This window comes from Pseudoalteromonas sp. (assembly GCF_041613455.1).
Taxonomy (GTDB): domain Bacteria; phylum Pseudomonadota; class Gammaproteobacteria; order Enterobacterales; family Alteromonadaceae; genus Pseudoalteromonas.
Genome location: NZ_JBFJHD010000025.1, coordinates 1 through 20,038 on the forward strand (window position 1 = coordinate 1; position 20,038 = coordinate 20,038).

Here is a 20,038-nt window from a genome sequence, read left to right on the forward strand (position 1 = left end):
ACAACGCCAATCGCACGTAGTAATACAGACTGATCTGCAAACATGTGATTACCAACAACTGCGCCTGCAAGTAGCACTATTGCTACTAACCACTTTACTGACTCCATCGCACTTGATGGCGTTTCTACATTCGTGCTCATAATATTATTACCTTAACTACAGACACAACAACCCTACGCAGTGGCAGGGTAAATCCATTAAAATCTAAACTTAAAAACAGACTTATTTAAACCGATTTTTAATCCCAGACTAACTCACATTATAAGTAATATTGGCAGGGGCGGAGAGATTCGAACTCCCAACCGTCGGTTTTGGAGACCGCTGTTCTACCAATTGGAACTACGCCCCTGCAAAGTGGATGCCTATTATACTTACGCAAGCCATTAACACAAGAGTAAAGATTGTCATCTGATAAAATCTTCACGGTTAATTTTACTGATGAATAGTTTATGCAATAAACAAGTAATTTCTACAGTGGTTAATATAACCGTAATAATTCGCCTTGATAAAAGTCACACAATAGCCAAATTTGTTCAAATTGATGGCTTTGTGGCACGCTAAAGGCGCCTAGCTGCAGCTCAAAGTCGGCTTTGTGCCAAATCGTGCTGGCATTGCGGATCAACAGCCAGGTACGCGCCGAATGATAACGTTTAGCGGCTTTTTGTAACAGCAACCTTTGCAATGCAAAGCGCAGTTGTTGTTCGCTCGGCGCTTGCGCCATATCAGCCAGCGCACGCTGCATCGGTATCGATAGCTCACGCCCTAACACTGCCATTGCTTCGGTTTCGCTGGCGTATAAATGCGCGACTTCAATATCGAGTTGCTGCCCGCCCTTATAGCAGCTAACGTCTGGCTTATTGGGTTCATTATGCCAAATATGGCGCATATGAACACCAAACTGCTGCTCATAACAACGTAAAAATAACCGCGCGGCGTCGTGCTCTAGTTGCTGTTTTTCTTGTTCACTGTGGCGTTTCATTGAGTACCTTGTATACATCCGTTAATAACCCCGATGCACCAAATCTAAAATGGTTTGCCGTTACGTAATCGGCACCCATTATATTGCCTGCTAACTGTAAATAAGCCGCAGCATCCTTGACCGTTTTAACCCCTCCAGCCGCTTTAAAACCCACTAACTTACGCGAATTTTTAATTGCTTTTAGCATGTACTGCGCCGCTTCGAGTGTGGCATTAACCGCCACTTTACCGGTGCTGGTTTTGACAAAATCAGCGCCGTTTTCAATAGCCAGCATAGTCGCCTCGGTGATCAGCGCTGCAGTTTTTAACTCACCACTTTCGATAATCACTTTTAGCTGTGCCTGCGACCCGCAAGCGCGCTTACTTTCGCGAATATAATTGCGTACCGTATTCGCATCCCCTGCTAGTAGCGCTTTATAGGGGATCACTAAATCAATTTCATCGGCGCCGCGCTCTATGGCTAGCAGTGTTTCGCTCACCACTTCATCTAACGGGGCATCACCGCTGGGGAAGTTGGTCACTGTGGCGACTTTTACCTGCGCCAAGCCTCTGGCTGCTAGTGCTATTTTAGCTTCAGCTACAAACTGACTGTACACACACAAGGCTGCGGGTGTGCCTAGCTTAGGTTTAATGCTGTTAACCAACGCTTGAATAGTCGCGCTATCATCTGCGTTATTTAAGCTGGTTAAATCCATCAGGCTAACCGTTAGAGCCGCATTTTTTTGTTGTTCAATCATTCTAACCCCTTCCTAGTGAAACACTATAGTGATACTAATCTAGCTATAGCTCATAACCAAACACTCTAATGCTATTTTTAAGCGGGGTTCGCGCGCAAAGCATGATTAACTCAGAGGTAGTGCATAAAAGTGCGCCCATTATAACTTTTAGTTATAACAACTGGGTTTTTATTATTTTTTACTTGGTTATGGCCGATATATTGTGCCTACATAGCCAACAGGCAATATCTATTTAGAGGTGTTATTAACGTGCAGTATTTACCTATCTTTACCAAACTCGACAACAAACCGGTACTGGTAGTTGGCGGTGGAGAGGTTGCATTACGCAAATGTCGCGCGTTGTTAAAAGCGCGTGCCGCTGTGACGTTAGTGGCCCCTTGGTTTTGTGACGAACTGACACAGCTTGCAGATGAGCATGCTGTGACACTGATTGATGCTGCTTTTACAGCAGCGCATTTGGACGGCAAAATGCTGGTGATTGCCGCAACCGATAGCGACGCCGTAAACAACAGCGTATTTGAACTGGCCAATGCCCGTAATGTGTTTGTTAACGTGGTGGATGATCAGCCTAAATGCAGCTTTATATTTCCCTCGATAGTTGATCGCAACCCGATTACTATTGCAATTTCAAGCGCTGGCACTGCGCCGGTACTGGCACGGCGCTTACGCGAAAAGCTGGAAACCCTGATTCCACAACATATCGGGCCATTGGCAACACTCGTTGGCAGTTTTAGGAATAAAGTAAAACAGCGCTTTACGCATTTTGCCGATCGCCGTCAGTTTTGGGAGAGCGTATTCGACTCATCAGTGGTGAGTAAAGTGCAAACTGGCGATACCAAAGCCGCTGCGCAACAGCTAGACGCGATGCTCGATGCCAAACTAGCCCCCGAAGGTGAAGTGTATATTGTTGGTGCAGGCCCAGGCGACCCTGAGTTACTAACGTTAAAAGCATTGCAGCTTATGCAACAAGCCGATGTGGTGGTGTATGACTATTTAGTGTCAGACGAAATAATGGAGCTAGTACGCCGCGATGCTGACCTTATTTGTGTAGGTAAACGCCTTGGCGATCACAGCGTGGCGCAGCAAGACACTAATCAGCTACTGGTCGAGCTTGCCAAGCAAGGTAAGAAAGTGTGTCGTATTAAAGGTGGCGACCCGTTTATTTATGGTCGTGGTGGCGAAGAAGTACAAGTACTGGCAGCTAACCAAGTAAATTACCAAATTGTGCCCGGCATTACCGCCGCGGCAGGGTGCAGTGCTTATGCAGGCATACCGCTCACCCATCGCGATCATGCTCAAGCGATTCAATTTGTTACGGGGCATTGCAAACAAGATGGGCAAGAGCTTGATTGGCGCTCATTAGCGCAAGCGAATCAAACACTCGCCGTATATATGGGGGTGATCAAGTCGCCACATATTCAAGCGCAGTTATTAAAGCATGGTCGTAAGGCCGATACCCCGGTGGCGATTATCGAAAATGGCACGCGTAAAAATCAACGCGTGATCACCGGGCAACTTGGTGAACTTGCCGATTTAATTGCGCGCCATAGTGTGGTGTCACCCGCGCTGTTAATCATTGGCGAAGTGGCTGCCCTACACCAGCAGTTGCATTGGTTTGGCGCAAAAGCACAAACCAGTAGCTTCGCTCAGCCTATTACCGATGTGGCGTAGCGTAAATTATTGTATAGCAGATTTTAACTTTTAATTATTTTAGTAGGACGACTAACAATGGCTTTAACTCACCTTCAGCAGCTTGAAGCTGAAAGTATCAAAATCATGCGCGAAGTCGCCGCTGAGTTTGAGAACCCAGTTATGCTTTACTCAATTGGTAAAGACTCATCGGTACTTTTGCACTTAGCGCGTAAAGCATTTTATCCTGCAAAAATTCCGTTTCCGTTATTACACGTAGATACTAATTGGAAGTTTCGCGAAATGATTGAATTTCGTGACCGCATTGCCAAAGAATATGGTTTTGAGCTACTGGTGCACAAAAATCCCGATGGCCTTGCAATCGATATTAGCCCATTTACGCATGGCTCGGGTAAACATACCGATATCATGAAAACCCAAGGTTTAAAGCAAGCGCTGGATAAATACGGCTTTGATGCGGCCTTTGGTGGTGCACGCCGTGACGAAGAAAAGTCACGCGCTAAAGAACGGGTTTATTCTTTTCGCGACAAGCATCACCGTTGGGATCCTAAAAACCAACGCCCAGAACTATGGAACACCTATAACAGCCAAGTAAACCCCGGCGAAAGTATTCGCGTGTTTCCATTGTCGAACTGGACCGAGCTGGATATTTGGCAATATATTTATCAAGAAAACATCGAAATGGTACCACTGTACCTAGCCAAAAAGCGCCCAGTAGTAGAGCGCGATGGCACGCTAATCATGGTTGATGATGAACGCATGCCACTTAACGAGGGTGAAGTACCCCAAATGAAGTCGGTGCGCTTTCGAACCTTAGGCTGCTACCCACTCACGGGGGCAGTGGAATCAACGGCCAGTACCTTAACCGAAATAATTGAAGAAATGTTGTTATCTACGTCATCTGAACGTGAAGGTCGCGTGATCGATCATGATTCAGCCGGCTCCATGGAGAAGAAAAAACGTGAGGGGTATTTTTAATGTCTAACCTAAATAACGACACATTTAACGAAGTAAAACAAATAGGTATAGACGCCTACCTAGCACGCCAACAAGACAAAAGCTTATTACGTATGCTCACCTGTGGCAGTGTTGATGACGGTAAATCAACACTCATTGGTCGCCTATTACACGACAGCCACCAAATTTATGAAGATCAGCTTGCTGCGCTGCACAAAGATAACGAAAAAGTAGGTAATGCGGGAGAAGATCTCGACTTAGCTTTACTGGTTGATGGCCTGCAAGCCGAGCGTGAACAAGGCATTACCATCGACGTGGCGTACCGCTACTTTTCGACCGCTAAACGTAAGTTTATTATTGCCGACACCCCAGGGCACGAACAATACACCCGCAACATGGTGACCGGAGCATCAACCAGTGACGTGGCGATTATTTTGGTCGATGCGCGCTACGGTGTGCAAGTACAAACAAAACGCCACAGCTTTATTTGTGACTCTTTGGGCATTCAGCAATTTGTGGTGGCGATTAATAAAATGGATATCGTTGATTTTGACGAAACCGTTTATGAGAAAATCAAAGCCGACTACCTTAAATTTGCCGAGCAACTAAACGTAGCAAATATTAAATTTGTACCTATGTCGGCGCTCAAAGGCGATAACGTAGTGACTCGCTCTGCGCATACGCCCTATTACACCGACAAGCCCTTGCTGGAGTTATTAGAAGACTCACCCGCAGCGCAAATAGATACCAGCGCTGAAGCCCGTTTACCGGTGCAATATGTGGCACGTCCTAATTTAAACTTTCGTGGCTTTCAGGGCACGCTTACCTCTGGCAAGCTGCATGTAGGTGATGCAATTAAAGTACTGCCGTCGGGCAAAACATCCAGTATTAAAGAAATTGTCACTTTTGATGGCAACCTCGACAGCGCCGAAGCGGGCCAAGCGATTACCGTTACCCTAAATAGCGAAATAGATATTAGCCGTGGCGATGTCATAGTACCGGCAAACTCTACTGCGTTGGTGACCAATCAGTTACAAGCAAAATTGGTGTGGATGCATGAGACGCCGTTGCAACTTGGTAAAAGCTATAACTTTAAACTGGGCAGTAAAAACACCTCAGTACAAGTTACCAACATCAACCACACTATTGATGTAAATACCCTAGAGCATGGCAGCAGCGACTCACTGCAACTCAACGAAATTGCGATAGTAACATTAGAGCTCAGTGAGACTATTTTAGCCGACGAGTATCAGCATAATCACGAAACCGGCTCATTTATACTTATCGATCGATTATCAAACCTAACCGTCGCAGCAGGGATGATCGAGCAAGTATTACCCAGCCTACAACTACAAAGCAACATCAGTGACTTTGAAGTAGAGTTTAATGCGCTAGTACGTAAGCACTTTCCACATTGGCAAGCGCTTGATGTAACTAAGCTTAAATAGTTAACTTTTGCCTGTTATAGGATCTCAAGCATGGTAGAGCAGCTCATTTTAACAGGCATTATGCTTCTTTTGGTCGGGTGCCTGTTTGGCAGCCGACTCAATCCGGCGTGGTTATTTGTTAGTGCTATTGGTAGCAGCTATTTAGCCGGGTTGATCGACTTAGAAAGCATGTTAGTCAATTATACTAACCCGTCGCTTATCACCTTAGTGCTATTAATATTAGTATCGATAGCGATTGAAAAAACCACGTTAATTCAAAAGCTCGCACAATCGCTCTCCAACGGTGGTTTAACTAAATCGGTGACCAAGCTGGGGCTATCGGCTGCTTTTTTGTCCTCCTTTACCAATAATACCGCCGTGGTTGCGTCGTTAATTACTGCCATTAAAGATAACCCGCATCACTCCCCTTCAAAGTTGTTATTACCGCTGTCGTACACCGCTATTTTAGGCGGCACTATTACCCTTATTGGCACATCTACCAACTTAATTGTGAACGGTTTTGCCGTAGATGCCGGCATGCCAGCACTGGGTTTTTTTGACTTTACCTTAGTGGGCTTAGGCGCATTGAGTGTGGGCTTAATCACTATTTTAGTAATGTTAAAGTACCTGCCCGACAATGGTAAAAGCGACCAAGAAGTGGTGCCGTTTTATCTGGAAGGTAAAGTACAAGCCGGCTCTAAACTCATTGGCCGCACCGTGGAAGAAAATGGCCTGCGTGAACTTAAAGACTTATTTTTAGGTGAAATCATTCGCGGCGACCAGCGTATTCTTGCCGTTACACCGCAACAAATTATTCAACAAAACGACATTTTACTGTTTGTCGGCGATATCAAGTCGGTGCCACTACTCACCCGCTTTGATGGTTTAAAAGTGGTGCACGACAAGCATCAAAAAGACATTGAACATTTAGTGGAAGTAGTGGTGAGCCAATCGTCTAAATTTATTGGTAAAACGGTAAAAGAAGCGCGCTTTCGAGAGCAGTTTCATGCGGCGGTGATAGCCATTCGCCGTGGTCACGATCGCTTGCAAGGGGGGCTCGGCCAAGTCCGCTTACAAGCCGGCGACTCGCTAATACTTGCCCCGGGGAAACACTTTTATACTCTGCCTAACTTAAACCGCGAGTTTGTGTATATCTCAGGGTTTGATTTACAAACTCACCTTGCCCCTAAGCAATCGAACATTGTACTACTCAGTTTTGCTGCCGTATTAGGCTTAAGCATTGTTGGCTTAGTGCCACTGGTTAAAGGCTTGTTGGTATTGCTGATCGGCCTTATGCTCTGCGGCACCATAAAACTGAGTGAGGTAAAACGGCGCTTTCCGATAGAGCTGCTGGCGGTGGTGGGCAGCGCTATTGGCCTTGCGAAACTGATGATAGGCACCGGCCTTGCCGGGCAAATATCCAATGCACTATTTGTTGTGTTAGGCGATTTTGGCCCCTACAGTGCATTTATTGCCATATTTTTAATGACGGTATTATTTACCGAACTTATTACCAACAACGCCGCGGCGGCGCTCTCATTCCCAGTTGCTTACTCACTCGCGGTGGGCTTTAATGTGGCACCACTGCCGTTTATTATGGCGGTGGCATTTGGCGCATCGGCCAGTTTTATCTCGCCATTTGGTTATCAAACCAACCTGATGGTTTACAGTGCGGGTAACTATCGCTTAAAAGATTACCTAGTAATGGGTGTGCCCCTGTCTATTGTGTATTCGCTTACCGTGCTGACGCTGATCCCACTGGTATTCCCATTTTAATTCTGGCTAACAATTAAAGAGAGCCCCTAATGGACGACAATATTATTTGGCATAACTACGCCATCACCAAAGCGCAACGTAGCGAGCAAAAAAAGCATAAAAGCGCTATTTTATGGTTTACTGGGTTTTCCGGCTCAGGAAAAAGCACCGTGGCTAACGCACTTGAAAGTGCGCTTAATCAGCTTGGGACGCATACCTATTTACTCGATGGTGATAATGTACGTCATGGTTTATGTAAAGATCTTGGCTTTAGTGATGCCGACCGCATTGAAAATATTCGTCGTGTTGGTGAAACCGCGAAACTAATGACCGACGCTGGTTTGTTAGTACTAACTGCGTTTATATCACCTTTTAGAGCTGAGCGCGATATGGTGCGTAAGTTAGTCGACGACGGTGAATTTATCGAAGTGTTTATCGATACCCCGCTTGCGGTGTGCGAAAGCCGCGACCCTAAAGGGCTATATAAAAAAGCCCGCGCCGGTGAAATTAAACATTTTACCGGTATCGATTCCAGTTACGAAGTGCCGCATAACCCTGAAATAATTTTGGATACCAGTAAAAACACCCTAGACCAATCGGTGACTCAGCTGCTAACGTATCTAAAACAACAGCACATAATATAGGTTAACCGTAATGAACCAAACCGAACTGCTAGAAGAAACCCTGATCCTTGCCCGCGAAGCCGGCAGCGCGATAATGGGTATTTACCAAAAGGACTTTAACGTTGAATACAAAGCCGATGCCAGCCCCGTAACCGACGCCGATTTAGCAGCTCATAAAATCATTGTCGCAGGGCTGCAACAGCTCACTCCTGATATTCCAATATTAAGTGAAGAAAACGCCGACATCAGCTGGGAAGTACGCAAGTCATGGCAACGTTACTGGTTAGTTGACCCCATCGATGGCACCAAAGAGTTTATTAAAAAGAACGGTGAATTTACCGTTAATATCGCGCTTATTGAACATGGCATTCCCGTTTTAGCCGTGGTTGATGCCCCCGCTCTTGGTGTCTCGTATTTGGCCAGCGAAGCTATTGGCGCGTTTAAAGACAAAGGCGATGAGCGCATCGAGCTAAAAGTCACCACTAAGCCAAACAAAGGATTAATTCGCGTGGTAGGCAGCCGCTCTCATCCGTCACCCGATTTAGCCGAGTTTATCACCCGCTTTGACGACGTTGCCATGGTATCTAAAGGCAGCTCTTTAAAACTCTGTTTAGTGGCCGAAGGCAGCGCCGATATTTACCCGCGCTTAGGCCCAACCTGTGAATGGGATACCGGTGCCGGCCATGCCATCGCCGCAATAGCCGGCGCTAAAGTCACCAAGCTCGATGGCAGCCCACTGGTTTATAACAGCAAAGACGATTACTTAAATCCGTATTTTGTGGTTTCAGCTATTGAAGAGTAAGGGCTGTTTTAAGTGGTTAGCTATCAGTTGTCAGCAAGACAAGTGATAGCTTTAAGTTACGGGTTACGGGCTTAGCGTTGCGAGCAGCTCAATGACAATTTAAATCCAACAAATATCCGTCAACCACCTTTACTATTTCGCACAACACAACAGCTTGTCTACCTGTCTACCTATAAATCAAAACCTCTCTTGTTTCATTACTCGCATGACACTATGGCGTGTTGGGGTTCGTGATACTCAACCCAACCTACCCTTCAATTGTAATGTGAATGCTGCTATTTATGCCGTTGTTGCTCACTTTTAAAGCGCTGTTGCAAATTAATTACAGGTGTAATCCATACGCTACAAATTGACTGTGCCTTAAGGATGTTTACCGCATGAAATCACACGGTAAAAACTATATGCTTTGCCGTCATTATTATTCTAAAAAACGGGTAAGCGTATGCCTCCTTCTCAAGATGCAACGTATTTCGATGCATCTACAACACAACAATCTTCTTGGAACCGGCACGATACACAGTGGGCATTAAGCCTGTTTGGCACCGCCGTTGGCGCGGGTATTTTATTTCTGCCGATTAATATTGGTATCGGTGGTTTTTGGCCGCTGATTATTTTAGCCTGCTTAGCCTTTCCAATGACCTTTTTGGCCCACCGTGGCTTAGCGCGTTTTGTGCTGTCATCTAAAAATAAAAATGCCGACTTTACCGATGTGGTGGAAGAACACTTTGGCGTGAATGCTGGGCGACTGATCTCATTGTTATACTTTTTATCTATCTTTCCAATTTTGCTTATTTATGGCGTGGGTTTAACCAATACCGTAGATAGCTTTATGGTCAACCAGCTTGGTATGGAATCGCCTTCTCGAGTGTTACTTTCGGGTGTGTTAGTCGCAACCATGATTGGCTTAATGATGGGTGGCGAGCAATTAATGCTGCGTGCCTTTGCTATTTTAGTGTACCCATTGGTAGCGATCTTGTTTTTTTTATCGCTGTATTTAATCCCTAGCTGGCAAATGCCTAATATGAGCGTACCTGAGCTGGGCAGCTTTAGTAAAACCCTGTGGTTGTCTATTCCGATTGTGGTATTTTCCTTTAGCCATGCTGCGGCGATATCAAGCTTTGTAAATGTGCAACGCGGCCATTATGGTGCTCAAGCAACGGGCAAAGCAGAAGCGATATTAAAGCGCACTAGTTTGTTATTGATCACCTTTGTACTGCTATTTGTATTTTCTTGTGTGCTGTCACTTAGCGGTGAGCAAATGGCGGCGGCTAAAGCTGCGAATGTATCGGTGCTCTCTTACTTAGCGAACATTACCGATAACTCATTTATTGCCACGCTTGGGCCATTAGTGGCATTTATTGCCATTATGTCGTCGTTTTTAGGGCACTTTTTAGGTGCGCGAGAAAGCTTTACTGGCCTGGTGACTAAACACTCTAATTTAAGCGCTAACTTCACTGATAAGTTAGGTGCGCTGCTGATGTTTTTTGCTATTTGGTTTTGCGCGGTTAAAAACCCGAGCATTTTAGATATGATGGATCAACTATCAGGTCCTATCATCGCCATGATTTTATTTATTATGCCGATGATCGCTGTGTATAAAGTGCCTGCACTGAGTAAGTATCGTAATCGCTTGAGTACCTTATTTGTATTAGCGGTGGGTGCGCTTGCTGTGTTTGCACTGATATACAGCATGTTTAAATAACTACTCGTTACTTTTTAAAGCCCAGCTAAGTTAATTTGCTGGGCTTTTTTGTCGCTATGACTTATCTCAATTCTATTTATTTATCATTTTTTATCTGGCATGTTGGGCGTAAATAACTTAAAAATAAACCGACCATGTTAAATACTAAAACACGCCTAACCGTTGTACTGCTCATATTTATGCTGCTAATCAGCCCCTTGATAAAAGCGAATGATGTACCCGAAATTTTAACAATGAAACAGCGTGCCGCGTTGATAGATAACATGACTGAGCTTAGGGTGAGCACCCTAATGCCTCCACTAATGAAGCAGCACAATATCGACATGTGGATACTTATAAGCCGCGAGTACAACGAAGATCCTATTTTAAAAACAATGCTTCCTGCAACATGGCTTTCAGCTAGACGCACTACTATTTTCATGTTTGCACTTAACAGACAAGGCGGTGTGGATGCGTACGCAATTGCACCTTATAAAGTGGGAAATGTGTTTAAACAAGGTTGGAATAAACAAGACCAGCCCAACCAGTGGTTGGCTCTCAATTCGCTAATAAAGCAGTACAAACCAAATAATATTGCACTCAATACCTCCTCTTATTGGGGTCATGCCGATGGCCTGGTTGTTGGTGATTACAATACGTTAATGGCCAATTTACCTAAACAATATCACACAAAAATAATATCGGCTGAGCCACTTGCTGTATCGTGGTTAGAGCTACGCATTCCACAAGAAGTTGAAGTGTATAAGCACATTGTGGCTCTTGCACACCACATCATTGCAGAAGGCTTTTCAAGCAAAGTGATCACTGTAGGCCAAACAACCAGTGATGATTTAGTGTGGTGGTTCAGGGAACGTGTAAAAGAGCTTAAACTACACACTTGGTTTCACCCAAGTGTAACCATTCAACGCGCCGACTCAGTGCATGATGACAACGTGATACAAGCAGGTGATTTACTGCATGTAGATTTTGGTATTACCTATCTGCGCTTAAATACCGATACACAACAACACGCATATGTTTTAAAAGCAGGAGAGACAAATGCGCCTGAGTACTTAGTTGCTGCATTAAAAAGCGGCAATAAGCTACAAGATATATTCACAGCGCAATTTGCTAAGGGTAAAACCGGCAATGAAGTGTTAGCAGCTGCACGAAAAGCAGCGATTAAAGAGGGATTAAAACCCACTATTTATAGCCACCCCCTTGGCTATCATGGTCATGGTGCAGGGACCACATTAGGTATGTGGGATGCACAACAAGGCGTGTCTGGCTCTGGAGATTATCCACTGCATTTAAATACCGCCTACTCGATTGAACTCAACAATGCGGTATTTATAAAAGCGTGGGGTAAAGAAATTAGAATAATGCTTGAGGAAGATGCATTTTTTGACGCAACCGGTGTGTGGTATCTAAATGGCCGGCAAACACAATTGTTACTGGTAAAATAAAAATGGCGCTCAGTGAGCGCCATTTTTAATTTAAGATGCTATCTTTACTCGGTATCTGGCAGATTACGGCCGTAGAATATCTCTTGCATTTCACGGGTCAGTTTAGAGCGAATTTCTTCCTCTTCTTCATCTGACAAGTCATCGGTAGAAATACCAAATAAGTAGGTATTTAAATCGGTTTCTTTTAACATCATTTTGGTATGAAACAGGTTTTCTTGATACACGTTCACGTCCATCATTTGGTACGCTTCTTTAGTATCTTCGGTCATGAAGTTTTGAATCGAGTTAATGGCATGGTCAATGTAGTGCTTAACACCGTTAACATCGCGAGTAAAACCACGTACACGGTAGTCAATGGTAACCACATCTGACTCTAAGCTATGAATCAAAAAGTTCAACGCTTTTAGTGGCGAGATAATGCCACAGGTCGATACTTCAATATCGGCACGAAAAGTACAAATACCGTCATCAGGATGCGCTTCAGGATAAGTGTGTACACAAATATGGCTTTTATCTAGATGTGCCACCACTGAATCGGGTAATGGCCCAGGCGCTTCGTCAGCATCGTAGTTTTGCTGCTCTTCTACCGGCTCTTCCGAAACCAAAATTGTCACACTGGCACCTTGCGGCTCATAATCTTGGCGCGCGACATTTAAAATGTTGGCACCAATAATATCAACAACTTCACCTAATATGTCGGTTAGTCTATCTGCACTGTACTGCTCATCGATATATTCAATATATTCTTTACGTTGTTGCTCGGTCTTTGCATAGCAAATATCGTAAATACTAAAGCTTAAACTTTTAGTTAAGTTGTTAAAGCCATGAAGTTTAAGTTTATCGAAGGGTTTGTTCATAATAAACCAACCTATAAATTAGTGAAATCTGCACCTGCAGAATGAAAAGTTCGCGGATTTTATACGAATTTTACTCATCGAAAAAGCGTTATTTTAGCTGATCTTGCACAACTTCGTGGCTATGCGTAATTTCTACTGTTTTATCAAGCATTAATGCCACCGAACAATACTTTTCCGCAGACAGCGAAACGGCGCGTGCTAGGTGCTTTTCAGACACATTATTACCTGTTGCCACAAAGTGTAAATTCACTTTAGTAAATACACGAGGCACAGTGTCGGCACGCTCAGCGCTTAATTGCACTTCTACGTTAGTGAAATCTTGCTTCGCTTTTTTTAAAATGCTGACCACATCAACCGATGAACAGCAGCCAATTGACATTAACACCATTTCCATTGGGCTCGGCGCTGCGCTGTCGCTGCCCGCGTCAAACACCACATTATGATTTGAATTAGAACGGCCAATGAAGGTATTGCCTTCAACCCACTTAACATTTGCTTGCATTGTTATACCTCAAAAAATATTTTCTCGATTGTATACCAATATGCCTGAATTTGTGAGCGCGGAGGGAGAATTTAAGCGATGGCGCTATCAAACAGATTTTTCACTAAACTCGCAAACTCATCGATGAAGGCGTGCTGCTCTACGGTGACAGGGCGTGAGATGACGCTGCTGAGGACTTCTTGTAAATCGTAAACTATGCCGTCAACTTCACGTACAATTTGGCTACGTTGCTCTGTGTTAAGCTCAGGATGCTGCTGACAAATAAGCATCACGTTTTCAGCGATAACATCCTCAATCAATTCCATTACTTTAGGTGCACCGGGCTTTATCTCACCAGGCTTCTCAAATAATGCTAAGTTTTGAGTTAGGTACAGTATTAAGTCGTCGTACCCTTGCCTATTTAAAACCATGCCTGCTACCTATAAAATAATTAATTGCGCTAATTTAAGCAGAAAGTGTTAATAATTGCTAGCTTCGCAGTATATTGAAAGCCATACAAAAAAAGCAGCCTAAGCTGCTTTTTTAATTATTTAGTACTAACTATTAACGTTAGTCTATTTTTAAGCCAGGGCTTAAAGTGGCAGGCATCGCTACTTTTTCAAGCTCCACAGAAGCCACTGGGTAAGCACAGTAGTCGGCTGCGTAGTACGCGCTAGCTCGGTGGTTACCCGACGCGCCAATGCCGCCAAACGGCGCTGCGCTTGAAGCACCCGTAATTGGGCGATTCCAGTTAACAATACCCGCACGAATACGACGTAAAAAGTGTTGGTAATCGGCTTCGCTGTCACTTAACAGACCCGCTGATAAGCCAAATGTTGTATCGTTCGCTTTATCAATAGCGCGATCAAAATCATCAAAGCGGAACACCTTTAATAATGGCCCAAAGTGTTCTTCATCTGGGAAATTATGAATGTTGCTACACTCAATGATACCCGGCGTAACAAAGCCAGTATTAGCGGTGTGAGTAAGCTCGACCAATACTTTACCACCCAGTTCAACTAACTCGCTTTGTGCTTTTACCATGCTTGCCGCCGCCGCTGATGAGATCATCGACCCCATAAATGGTTGCTCAGCATCATCGTAATTACCCACTTTAATGGCTTTAGTTGCTGTAATTAGGCGCGCTAAAATTTCATCGCCTTTACTGCCCGTGGGTAAAAATAATTTACGTGCACAGGTACAACGTTGGCCACTTGAGATAAATGCCGATTGAATAATATCGTGCACTACCGCTTTAGTGTCTTCTACGTCGGTGATTATAAGTGGGTTATTACCGCCCATTTCCAGCGCTAAAATTTTACCTGGCTGACCAGCAAACTGCTCATGTAAAATGTGACCGGTACGCGACGAACCGGTAAAGAACAAGCCATCAATGCCTTTGTGAGCGGCTAAGGCTTTGCCTGTTTCAACTTCACCTTGCACTAGGTTAATAACACCCGCTGGTAAACCGGCTTTTTGCCATAATTTCAGCGTCAGTTCGGCAACTTTAGGAGTAAGCTCTGAGGGTTTAAATATTACCGTGTTACCGGCTAATAACGCAGGCACGATATGACCGTTCGGTAAATGCCCCGGGAAGTTATACGGGCCAAACACCGCAACCACACCATGTGGCTTATGACGGATCATTGCACGCCCTAGTGGCATAGCGTTTTCTACATCGCCGGTGCGCTCTAAAAATGCTTTTTCAGAAATGGCAATTTTACCTACCATGGCACCCGCTTCGGTGCGTGTTTCCCATAGCGGCTTACCGGTTTCTTGGGCAATAGTAACAGCAAGCTCTTCGCTGTGTTCTTTTAATTGGGCAGCAAATGCTTTTACTATCTCTAAACGCTCAGTAAAGCTTTTATCTGCCCACGCGTAAAAAGCTTCGCGTGCAGCACTAACCGCGGCATCTACTTGCTCTGCAGTGGCGGCATTTGCTTGGTAAATAACCTCGTTATTTGCCGGGTTTACTGAATTAAATTCGCTGCCTTGGCCTGGTGACCATTGGCCATTAATAAATTGTGCAGGATGAGTCATAATACTTTCTCCTAAATTAAATCTTGGTTGCGCTTACGCTATCGCCCGCTTTTAAGTATAAAGCATCGGCAACATCTTGAGTTAACACTACGCTGTTCTTACGTTCATCAAACGTCATCGACACCACCGTGGCTCTAAAGTCTGTTAGCTTATCATTTGCCAGTAATACCATGGTGTCACCGCTTTGCTCGCCAATCTCAACAGTAAAGTTTTTAGCGTTGCGAATAGTGGCAATATTATCGACCTTGGCTTCAACGGTTGGGCCGGCGTCAAAAATATCAACGTAGCCATTAAAGGTAAAACCTTCGCTTTTTAGCAGTTCAATTGCTGGACGGGTATTGTTGTGCACTTGGCCAATAACCGCTTGCGCCTCTTTACTCAATAAGTTTACGTAAATTGGGTGTTTGGGCATTAATTCAGCAATAAATACTTTTTGGCCAATTCCGGTTAGGTAATCGGCGGTTGGAAAGTCCATTGAGAAGAAATGTTCTTCTAACCACTGCCAAAATGGGCTACTGCCGCTTTCGTCAGACACGCCGCGCATTTCGGCAATAACGGTTTGCGCAAAACGTTGCTGATGCTGTTTTATAAACATAAAACGCGCTTTTGACAGCAGTTTACCGTTACAGTTTTTACGATAGGCGTCTTTCAAAAATAACGTGCACAGCTCGGTCGCGCCGGTGTAGTCATTACACAGTGTTAAAATATCAACCGCTTTATATACGTTAAGAGTACGTGATGAGTGAATAACTTTACTCAAGTGGTAATGATAAAAAGCATCATCTAAGCCAACAGCCGCTTCGATACCAGAGGTACCCACGACTTCGCCGGTGTCGGTATCTTCAAGTACAAACAAATAACCTTCATCACCCGGTTGTGATGCAATTTTTGTAAATGAGCTTACCGAATGGTCAATTTTCTTTTGTAAAAGCTGTTCATTATTAGGTAAAGAAGTAAAGCCATGACCCGATTCGTCGGCTATTTTCACTAATGCTGGATAGTCACTTTGTTGGATTGGGCGAAGGATCATCATAAACCCGCTTACTCCCTTATATATAACGGTAAATAGGAATTGCAGGGCAAGCGTAGCTTGCCCTTAATTGACTTGCTTGGCTGTATTAAGCGTTTACTACGCTCGCTACGGCTTTTTCAAAACGTGCCATACCTTCGCGAATATCCGCTTCAGGAATAACCAGTGATGGCGTAAAGCGTACTACGTCGGCACCGGCTACAAGCGACATCAAGCCGTGCTCAGTCCCTGCCACTAAAAACTCTTTAGCGCGTCCTTTGTATTGCTCTGCCACTACCGCACCAATTAATAACCCTTGGCCGCGAATTTCACTAAATACTTGGTATTTGTCGTTGATAGCAGTTAGTAGTTCAGTAAATAATGCCGCTTTTTCTGTTACGCCAGCCAATACTTCTGGAGTATTAACAGTATCAAATGCAGCTTCTGCAACCGCACACGCTAGCGGGTTACCGCCATAAGTAGAACCATGCGTTCCCACTTTAAGGTGCTGTGCAATTTCTGTGGTGGTGATCATCGCACCAATTGGGAAACCGCCGCCCAGTGCTTTCGCCGTGGTTAAAATATCTGGAACTACATTTAAACCTTGGTATGCGTATAAGTTACCCGTACGGCCCACACCTGTTTGTACTTCATCAAAAATAAGTAATGCATTATGTTTAGTACATAACTCACGCACGCCCTGAACAAACTCATCAGTGGGTGAAACGATACCGCCTTCGCCTTGCAGTGGTTCCATCATTACGGCACAAGTTTTGTCGCTGATTAATGCTTCAAAAGCCGCTAGGTCGTTGTAATCACAATGTACAATGTCGCCAGGCTTAGGGCCAAAACCATCTGAGTAAGCCGCTTGGCCACCCACAGTTACGGTAAAGAAGGTACGGCCGTGGAAGCCTTTATTAAAGGCGATAATTTGTGACTTTTCAGCACCAAATTTATCAAGGGCAAAACGGCGTGCTAATTTAAGTGCGGCTTCGTTTGCTTCTGCGCCTGAGTTGGCAAAATACACTTTTTCTGCAAACGTCGCATCAACCATTTTTTTCGCTAAACGTAGTGCTGGCTCGTTGGTCATTACATTTGATAAATGCCAAATCTTTTCGCCTTGCTCTTTTAATGCGCCTACTAATGCAGGGTGGCAATGGCCAAGACAGTTAACAGCAATACCACCCGCAAAGTCGATAAACTCTCGACCTTGTTGATCCCATACGCGTGAGCCTTCGCCTCGAACAGGAATTACGCTTGAAGGTGCGTAGTTAGGAACCATTACGTGATCAAATAATTCGCGATTGACTGTCATTTTATTTCCTCTTAATTGTGTACATCACATAGCCATTAATAGCTGTGTGGTAACCTATAGCATACCGCTGTTTTAGCAAACTCAATAACGTGATATTTGCATAAAAATGGCTGTGTGGTTCAATTTTCAGACGCTCATTATTCCAGAATTTTTTGATGCTGTCTCTTCAAAAACTTTCATGTAGCCCTTGGTAATAAAGGCCTTGAGATATAATTTCAAAGATAGTGAATAACTATTTGCGTGCCGTGTGCCGTGTCTTTTTCGCTAACAAACAGTCCAAACAGCGAGCCGCAGCCATACTTAAAGCGGCGAAAAGTATTTTGAATAGATAATAAAAAGTGAATGAATAGTCGCAAAAAAATTAACAAAAATTAGCCGGGGTTAGCCTTTAAAGATTGAAATATGTCCAATTTGGGACAATTTAGCCCCCATGCTCGATTTAAAGGTTAATTAGCAAGGGCATGTTTAGCGATAACACGGCTTAATTAATTTGAATCGCAAGATTTGTGAAGTTACTGGCCTCGAGCACGGCCAATTCCTCGTTGGTGAAGTTAAAATACGAAAATAACTGCGGAATTTCATTTGGCTCAATTAACTGATGCTCTTTAAGCAATAAATACTGCCCATAACAACGTGCTTTTAACATTACTGCTGCTAAAGGCTGTGTAACCGGCTCGTTATTTACTAATTGCTGCATTACGTTATTAAAGGGTAAATACTGAAACGCCATCCGCTTGATCACTTTACTGGTTACGGCTAATGATTTTTCGCGTAAAAATGTGGCTAAAAATAGCGCGTCGGGTTTGATCTCTAATAATGCGGTGTGTAAGTCTTTATTAACGCTACTACGCGCATAATCGACTCTTTGCTGCCATATTTTTGCAAATACTTTTAAATATAAACGTACCAATACCGACTGCCCCACATTTAATAACATACCTAAGGTAAATGCATGACTGGCGTTTACATTATTAAGCGCTGCTAGCTTTTGCGCTGCAATAGCCGTGGCCATGGCATTTTCTCTTAAGCGCCGTTTTAATAATGAAAACGGCTCGGTGCTATGCGGCATCCAATGCCGCACTGCCATGGTTGGCACCACAAATTGTAAGTTATCAAGGCCAATATAACGCAGTGCTAAGGCTGGGTTTTCTACTTTTACTGCGGTCGCTTTACTACGTTGCTTTCGGTAGTAAGGTAAGTTCACTAAATCCACTAATTCACGGCCTAACCAACTGAGATCGTTAACTAACGGCTCAAGGCGGCCAACAGAAGCGCTGTTGGTTGCCAATATATCTAAGATGGCACACACGTTTTCATCAACACCTATGGTGTTTTTTATGATGTTATCGATATCATTCAGCTCTGTTGCTATCGCCTTGTCTATTGCTTTATGTAATTGCTCGCTCGCAGCAGCGCGGTACTTATGATGCGCGGTACTTTTTAATTGACGCTGTTGCTGCGCAGCAACTTCCACTTCAAGTAACGTGCGTTGTTTGATCGGCTCACCTTCTTCTGCTGCCAATGTTTTTCCATAACCAATTTGCTGGTGCGCAAAGTTATGCCCTAACAGCACGTCATGCGCGCGTTTATTCAGCATTTCAACAATACGCGGTTGCGGTAGTAGTGCGGCCATGGTTCTCCATTACTAATTGGTGAGTTAAACTAAGCCTAGAAGCGAGTCAAAAAGTTATCAAGTAGCGCGAGGCCGTGCTCAGTTAAAATTGCTTCGGGATGAAATTGTACGCCTTCCAACGCTAATTCAGTATGTAATAACCCCATTATTTCATCAACTTCACCTTGCGCTGTTTGCGTCCAGGCGGTTACTTGTAGATCGCTTGGCAATGAGTCTGCAGCCACAACTAACGAATGATAACGACACACAGTTAACGGATTGACTAAGTCCTTAAATACCCCTTGGCCATTATGATAAACCGGGGAGGTTTTACCATGCATCACTTTTTTTGCCCGTACTATGCGGGCGCCCAATGCTTGCGCAATAGTTTGGTGGCCTAAACAAATGCCTAAAATGGGATACTGTCCTTTTAACTGCTGCACAATACTAAGAGAAATACCCGCCTCAGTGGGCGATTTAGGACCCGGTGATATAACAATATGTTGCGGGTTGAGCTGCTTGATTTCGCTAATGGTTAGTTGATCATTACGTTTAACCAGCACCTCTTGATCTAAACGTTGAAAATACTGCACTAAGTTGTAAGTAAACGAGTCGTAATTGTCGATCATTAAAAGCATGTAAAAAAGC

Annotated in this window: 18 protein-coding genes, 1 tRNA gene and 1 pseudogene; 8 read left to right on the top strand and 12 right to left on the bottom strand. The window is 44.2% G+C overall.

Features of this window, described 5'->3' with window-relative positions; genetic code table 11:
* The 4 genes and pseudogenes from ABYB02_RS04500 to deoC all read right to left on the bottom strand — a co-directional run.
* Nucleotides 1-140 (bottom strand): annotated as a pseudogene (locus ABYB02_RS04500) (preprotein translocase subunit SecE); the annotation flags it as partial.
* A 132-nt stretch (nt 141-272) separates the two neighbouring features.
* Nucleotides 273-349, bottom strand: a tRNA-Trp gene (locus ABYB02_RS04505).
* 129 nt (nt 350-478) lie between these two features.
* Nucleotides 479-979, bottom strand: coding sequence for a hypothetical protein (locus tag ABYB02_RS04510; RefSeq protein WP_372761263.1), 501 nt, complete (start codon nt 977-979; stop codon nt 479-481).
* Nucleotides 963-1,715, bottom strand: a complete 753-nt coding sequence (gene deoC, locus ABYB02_RS04515) for a deoxyribose-phosphate aldolase (RefSeq protein ID WP_372761264.1) — start codon at nt 1,713-1,715, stop codon at nt 963-965. Before deoC ends, ABYB02_RS04510 begins: the two co-directional genes overlap by 17 nt.
* A 249-nt stretch (nt 1,716-1,964) precedes the next feature.
* Here deoC and cysG point away from each other — a divergent pair, with 249 nt between their 5' ends.
* The 8 genes from cysG (at nt 1,965) to ABYB02_RS04555 (ending at nt 12,076) form a co-directional block, all read left to right on the top strand.
* The gene (gene cysG, locus ABYB02_RS04520) at nt 1,965-3,386 is read left to right on the top strand and encodes a siroheme synthase CysG (protein ID WP_372761265.1); all 1,422 of its coding nucleotides are present in this window, start codon (nt 1,965-1,967) and stop codon (nt 3,384-3,386) included.
* 57 nt (nt 3,387-3,443) lie between these two features.
* A complete protein-coding gene (cysD, locus tag ABYB02_RS04525) occupies nt 3,444-4,343 on the top strand; it encodes a sulfate adenylyltransferase subunit CysD (RefSeq protein WP_372761266.1) in 900 nt (299 codons plus the stop codon).
* A complete protein-coding gene (gene cysN, locus ABYB02_RS04530; protein ID WP_372761267.1) occupies nt 4,343-5,770 on the top strand; it encodes a sulfate adenylyltransferase subunit CysN in 1,428 nt (475 codons plus the stop codon). Before cysD ends, cysN begins: the two co-directional genes overlap by 1 nt.
* A gap of 30 nt (nt 5,771-5,800) precedes the next feature.
* Nucleotides 5,801-7,525 carry an SLC13 family permease gene (locus tag ABYB02_RS04535; RefSeq protein ID WP_372761268.1) on the top strand — a complete coding sequence of 575 codons (1,725 nt, stop codon included), beginning with the start codon at nt 5,801-5,803 and terminating at the stop codon, nt 7,523-7,525.
* Between the two features lie 29 nt (nt 7,526-7,554).
* The gene (gene cysC / locus ABYB02_RS04540; protein WP_372761269.1) at nt 7,555-8,148 is read left to right on the top strand and encodes an adenylyl-sulfate kinase; all 594 of its coding nucleotides are present in this window, start codon (nt 7,555-7,557) and stop codon (nt 8,146-8,148) included.
* A 10-nt stretch (nt 8,149-8,158) separates the two neighbouring features.
* On the top strand, nt 8,159-8,929 hold the full coding sequence (cysQ, locus tag ABYB02_RS04545) for a 3'(2'),5'-bisphosphate nucleotidase CysQ (protein WP_372761270.1): 771 nt from the start codon (nt 8,159-8,161) through the stop codon (nt 8,927-8,929).
* Between the two features lie 442 nt (nt 8,930-9,371).
* Nucleotides 9,372-10,631 carry an aromatic amino acid transport family protein gene (locus tag ABYB02_RS04550; protein ID WP_372761271.1) on the top strand — a complete coding sequence of 420 codons (1,260 nt, stop codon included), beginning with the start codon at nt 9,372-9,374 and terminating at the stop codon, nt 10,629-10,631.
* 134 nt (nt 10,632-10,765) lie between these two features.
* Nucleotides 10,766-12,076, top strand: a complete 1,311-nt coding sequence (locus ABYB02_RS04555) for a M24 family metallopeptidase (protein ID WP_372761272.1) — start codon at nt 10,766-10,768, stop codon at nt 12,074-12,076.
* Between the two features lie 44 nt (nt 12,077-12,120).
* On the opposite strand, the gene speD is transcribed toward ABYB02_RS04555, so the two are convergent.
* The 8 genes from speD to ABYB02_RS04595 form a co-directional block, all read right to left on the bottom strand.
* A complete protein-coding gene (gene speD / locus ABYB02_RS04560; RefSeq protein ID WP_372761273.1) occupies nt 12,121-12,933 on the bottom strand; it encodes an adenosylmethionine decarboxylase in 813 nt (270 codons plus the stop codon).
* Nucleotides 12,934-13,021: 88 nt separating this feature from the next.
* Nucleotides 13,022-13,435, bottom strand: a complete 414-nt coding sequence (locus tag ABYB02_RS04565) for an OsmC family protein (protein WP_372761274.1) — start codon at nt 13,433-13,435, stop codon at nt 13,022-13,024.
* Between the two features lie 71 nt (nt 13,436-13,506).
* Entirely contained in the window at nt 13,507-13,845 is a 339-nt protein-coding gene (locus tag ABYB02_RS04570) for a DUF3802 family protein (RefSeq protein ID WP_372761275.1), read from the bottom strand.
* A gap of 139 nt (nt 13,846-13,984) precedes the next feature.
* The gene (gene astD, locus ABYB02_RS04575; RefSeq protein WP_372761276.1) at nt 13,985-15,454 is read right to left on the bottom strand and encodes a succinylglutamate-semialdehyde dehydrogenase; all 1,470 of its coding nucleotides are present in this window, start codon (nt 15,452-15,454) and stop codon (nt 13,985-13,987) included.
* Between the two features lie 16 nt (nt 15,455-15,470).
* Entirely contained in the window at nt 15,471-16,487 is a 1,017-nt protein-coding gene (astA, locus tag ABYB02_RS04580; RefSeq protein ID WP_372761277.1) for an arginine N-succinyltransferase, read from the bottom strand.
* A gap of 85 nt (nt 16,488-16,572) precedes the next feature.
* Nucleotides 16,573-17,778, bottom strand: a complete 1,206-nt coding sequence (locus tag ABYB02_RS04585) for an aspartate aminotransferase family protein (protein WP_372761278.1) — start codon at nt 17,776-17,778, stop codon at nt 16,573-16,575.
* Nucleotides 17,779-18,259: 481 nt separating this feature from the next.
* Complete coding sequence (locus ABYB02_RS04590) at nt 18,260-19,411, bottom strand: HDOD domain-containing protein (RefSeq protein WP_372761279.1); 1,152 nt, start codon at nt 19,409-19,411, stop codon at nt 18,260-18,262.
* Between the two features lie 35 nt (nt 19,412-19,446).
* Nucleotides 19,447-20,028 carry an aminodeoxychorismate/anthranilate synthase component II gene (locus ABYB02_RS04595; RefSeq protein ID WP_372761280.1) on the bottom strand — a complete coding sequence of 194 codons (582 nt, stop codon included), beginning with the start codon at nt 20,026-20,028 and terminating at the stop codon, nt 19,447-19,449.
* Nucleotides 20,029-20,038 lie beyond the last annotated feature (10 nt).

What these genes read in the sequence shown, in the direction of transcription:
- ABYB02_RS04535 (WP_372761268.1), top strand. Translation starts at nt 5,801, where the DNA reads ATGGTAGAGCAGCTCATTTTAACAGGCATTATGCTTCTTTTGGTCGGG.
- astD (WP_372761276.1), bottom strand. Translation starts at nt 15,454, where the DNA reads ATGACTCATCCTGCACAATTTATTAATGGCCAATGGTCACCAGGCCAA.
- cysD (WP_372761266.1), top strand. Translation starts at nt 3,444, where the DNA reads ATGGCTTTAACTCACCTTCAGCAGCTTGAAGCTGAAAGTATCAAAATC.
- astA (WP_372761277.1), bottom strand. Translation starts at nt 16,487, where the DNA reads ATGATGATCCTTCGCCCAATCCAACAAAGTGACTATCCAGCATTAGTG.
- ABYB02_RS04595 (WP_372761280.1), bottom strand. Translation starts at nt 20,028, where the DNA reads ATGCTTTTAATGATCGACAATTACGACTCGTTTACTTACAACTTAGTG.
- cysQ (WP_372761270.1), top strand. Translation starts at nt 8,159, where the DNA reads ATGAACCAAACCGAACTGCTAGAAGAAACCCTGATCCTTGCCCGCGAA.
- speD (WP_372761273.1), bottom strand. Translation starts at nt 12,933, where the DNA reads ATGAACAAACCCTTCGATAAACTTAAACTTCATGGCTTTAACAACTTA.
- deoC (WP_372761264.1), bottom strand. Translation starts at nt 1,715, where the DNA reads ATGATTGAACAACAAAAAAATGCGGCTCTAACGGTTAGCCTGATGGAT.
- cysC (WP_372761269.1), top strand. Translation starts at nt 7,555, where the DNA reads ATGGACGACAATATTATTTGGCATAACTACGCCATCACCAAAGCGCAA.
- ABYB02_RS04550 (WP_372761271.1), top strand. Translation starts at nt 9,372, where the DNA reads ATGCCTCCTTCTCAAGATGCAACGTATTTCGATGCATCTACAACACAA.
- ABYB02_RS04590 (WP_372761279.1), bottom strand. Translation starts at nt 19,411, where the DNA reads ATGGCCGCACTACTACCGCAACCGCGTATTGTTGAAATGCTGAATAAA.
- cysN (WP_372761267.1), top strand. Translation starts at nt 4,343, where the DNA reads ATGTCTAACCTAAATAACGACACATTTAACGAAGTAAAACAAATAGGT.
- ABYB02_RS04565 (WP_372761274.1), bottom strand. Translation starts at nt 13,435, where the DNA reads ATGCAAGCAAATGTTAAGTGGGTTGAAGGCAATACCTTCATTGGCCGT.
- ABYB02_RS04585 (WP_372761278.1), bottom strand. Translation starts at nt 17,778, where the DNA reads ATGACAGTCAATCGCGAATTATTTGATCACGTAATGGTTCCTAACTAC.
- ABYB02_RS04510 (WP_372761263.1), bottom strand. Translation starts at nt 979, where the DNA reads ATGAAACGCCACAGTGAACAAGAAAAACAGCAACTAGAGCACGACGCC.
- ABYB02_RS04555 (WP_372761272.1), top strand. Translation starts at nt 10,766, where the DNA reads ATGTTAAATACTAAAACACGCCTAACCGTTGTACTGCTCATATTTATG.
- ABYB02_RS04570 (WP_372761275.1), bottom strand. Translation starts at nt 13,845, where the DNA reads ATGGTTTTAAATAGGCAAGGGTACGACGACTTAATACTGTACCTAACT.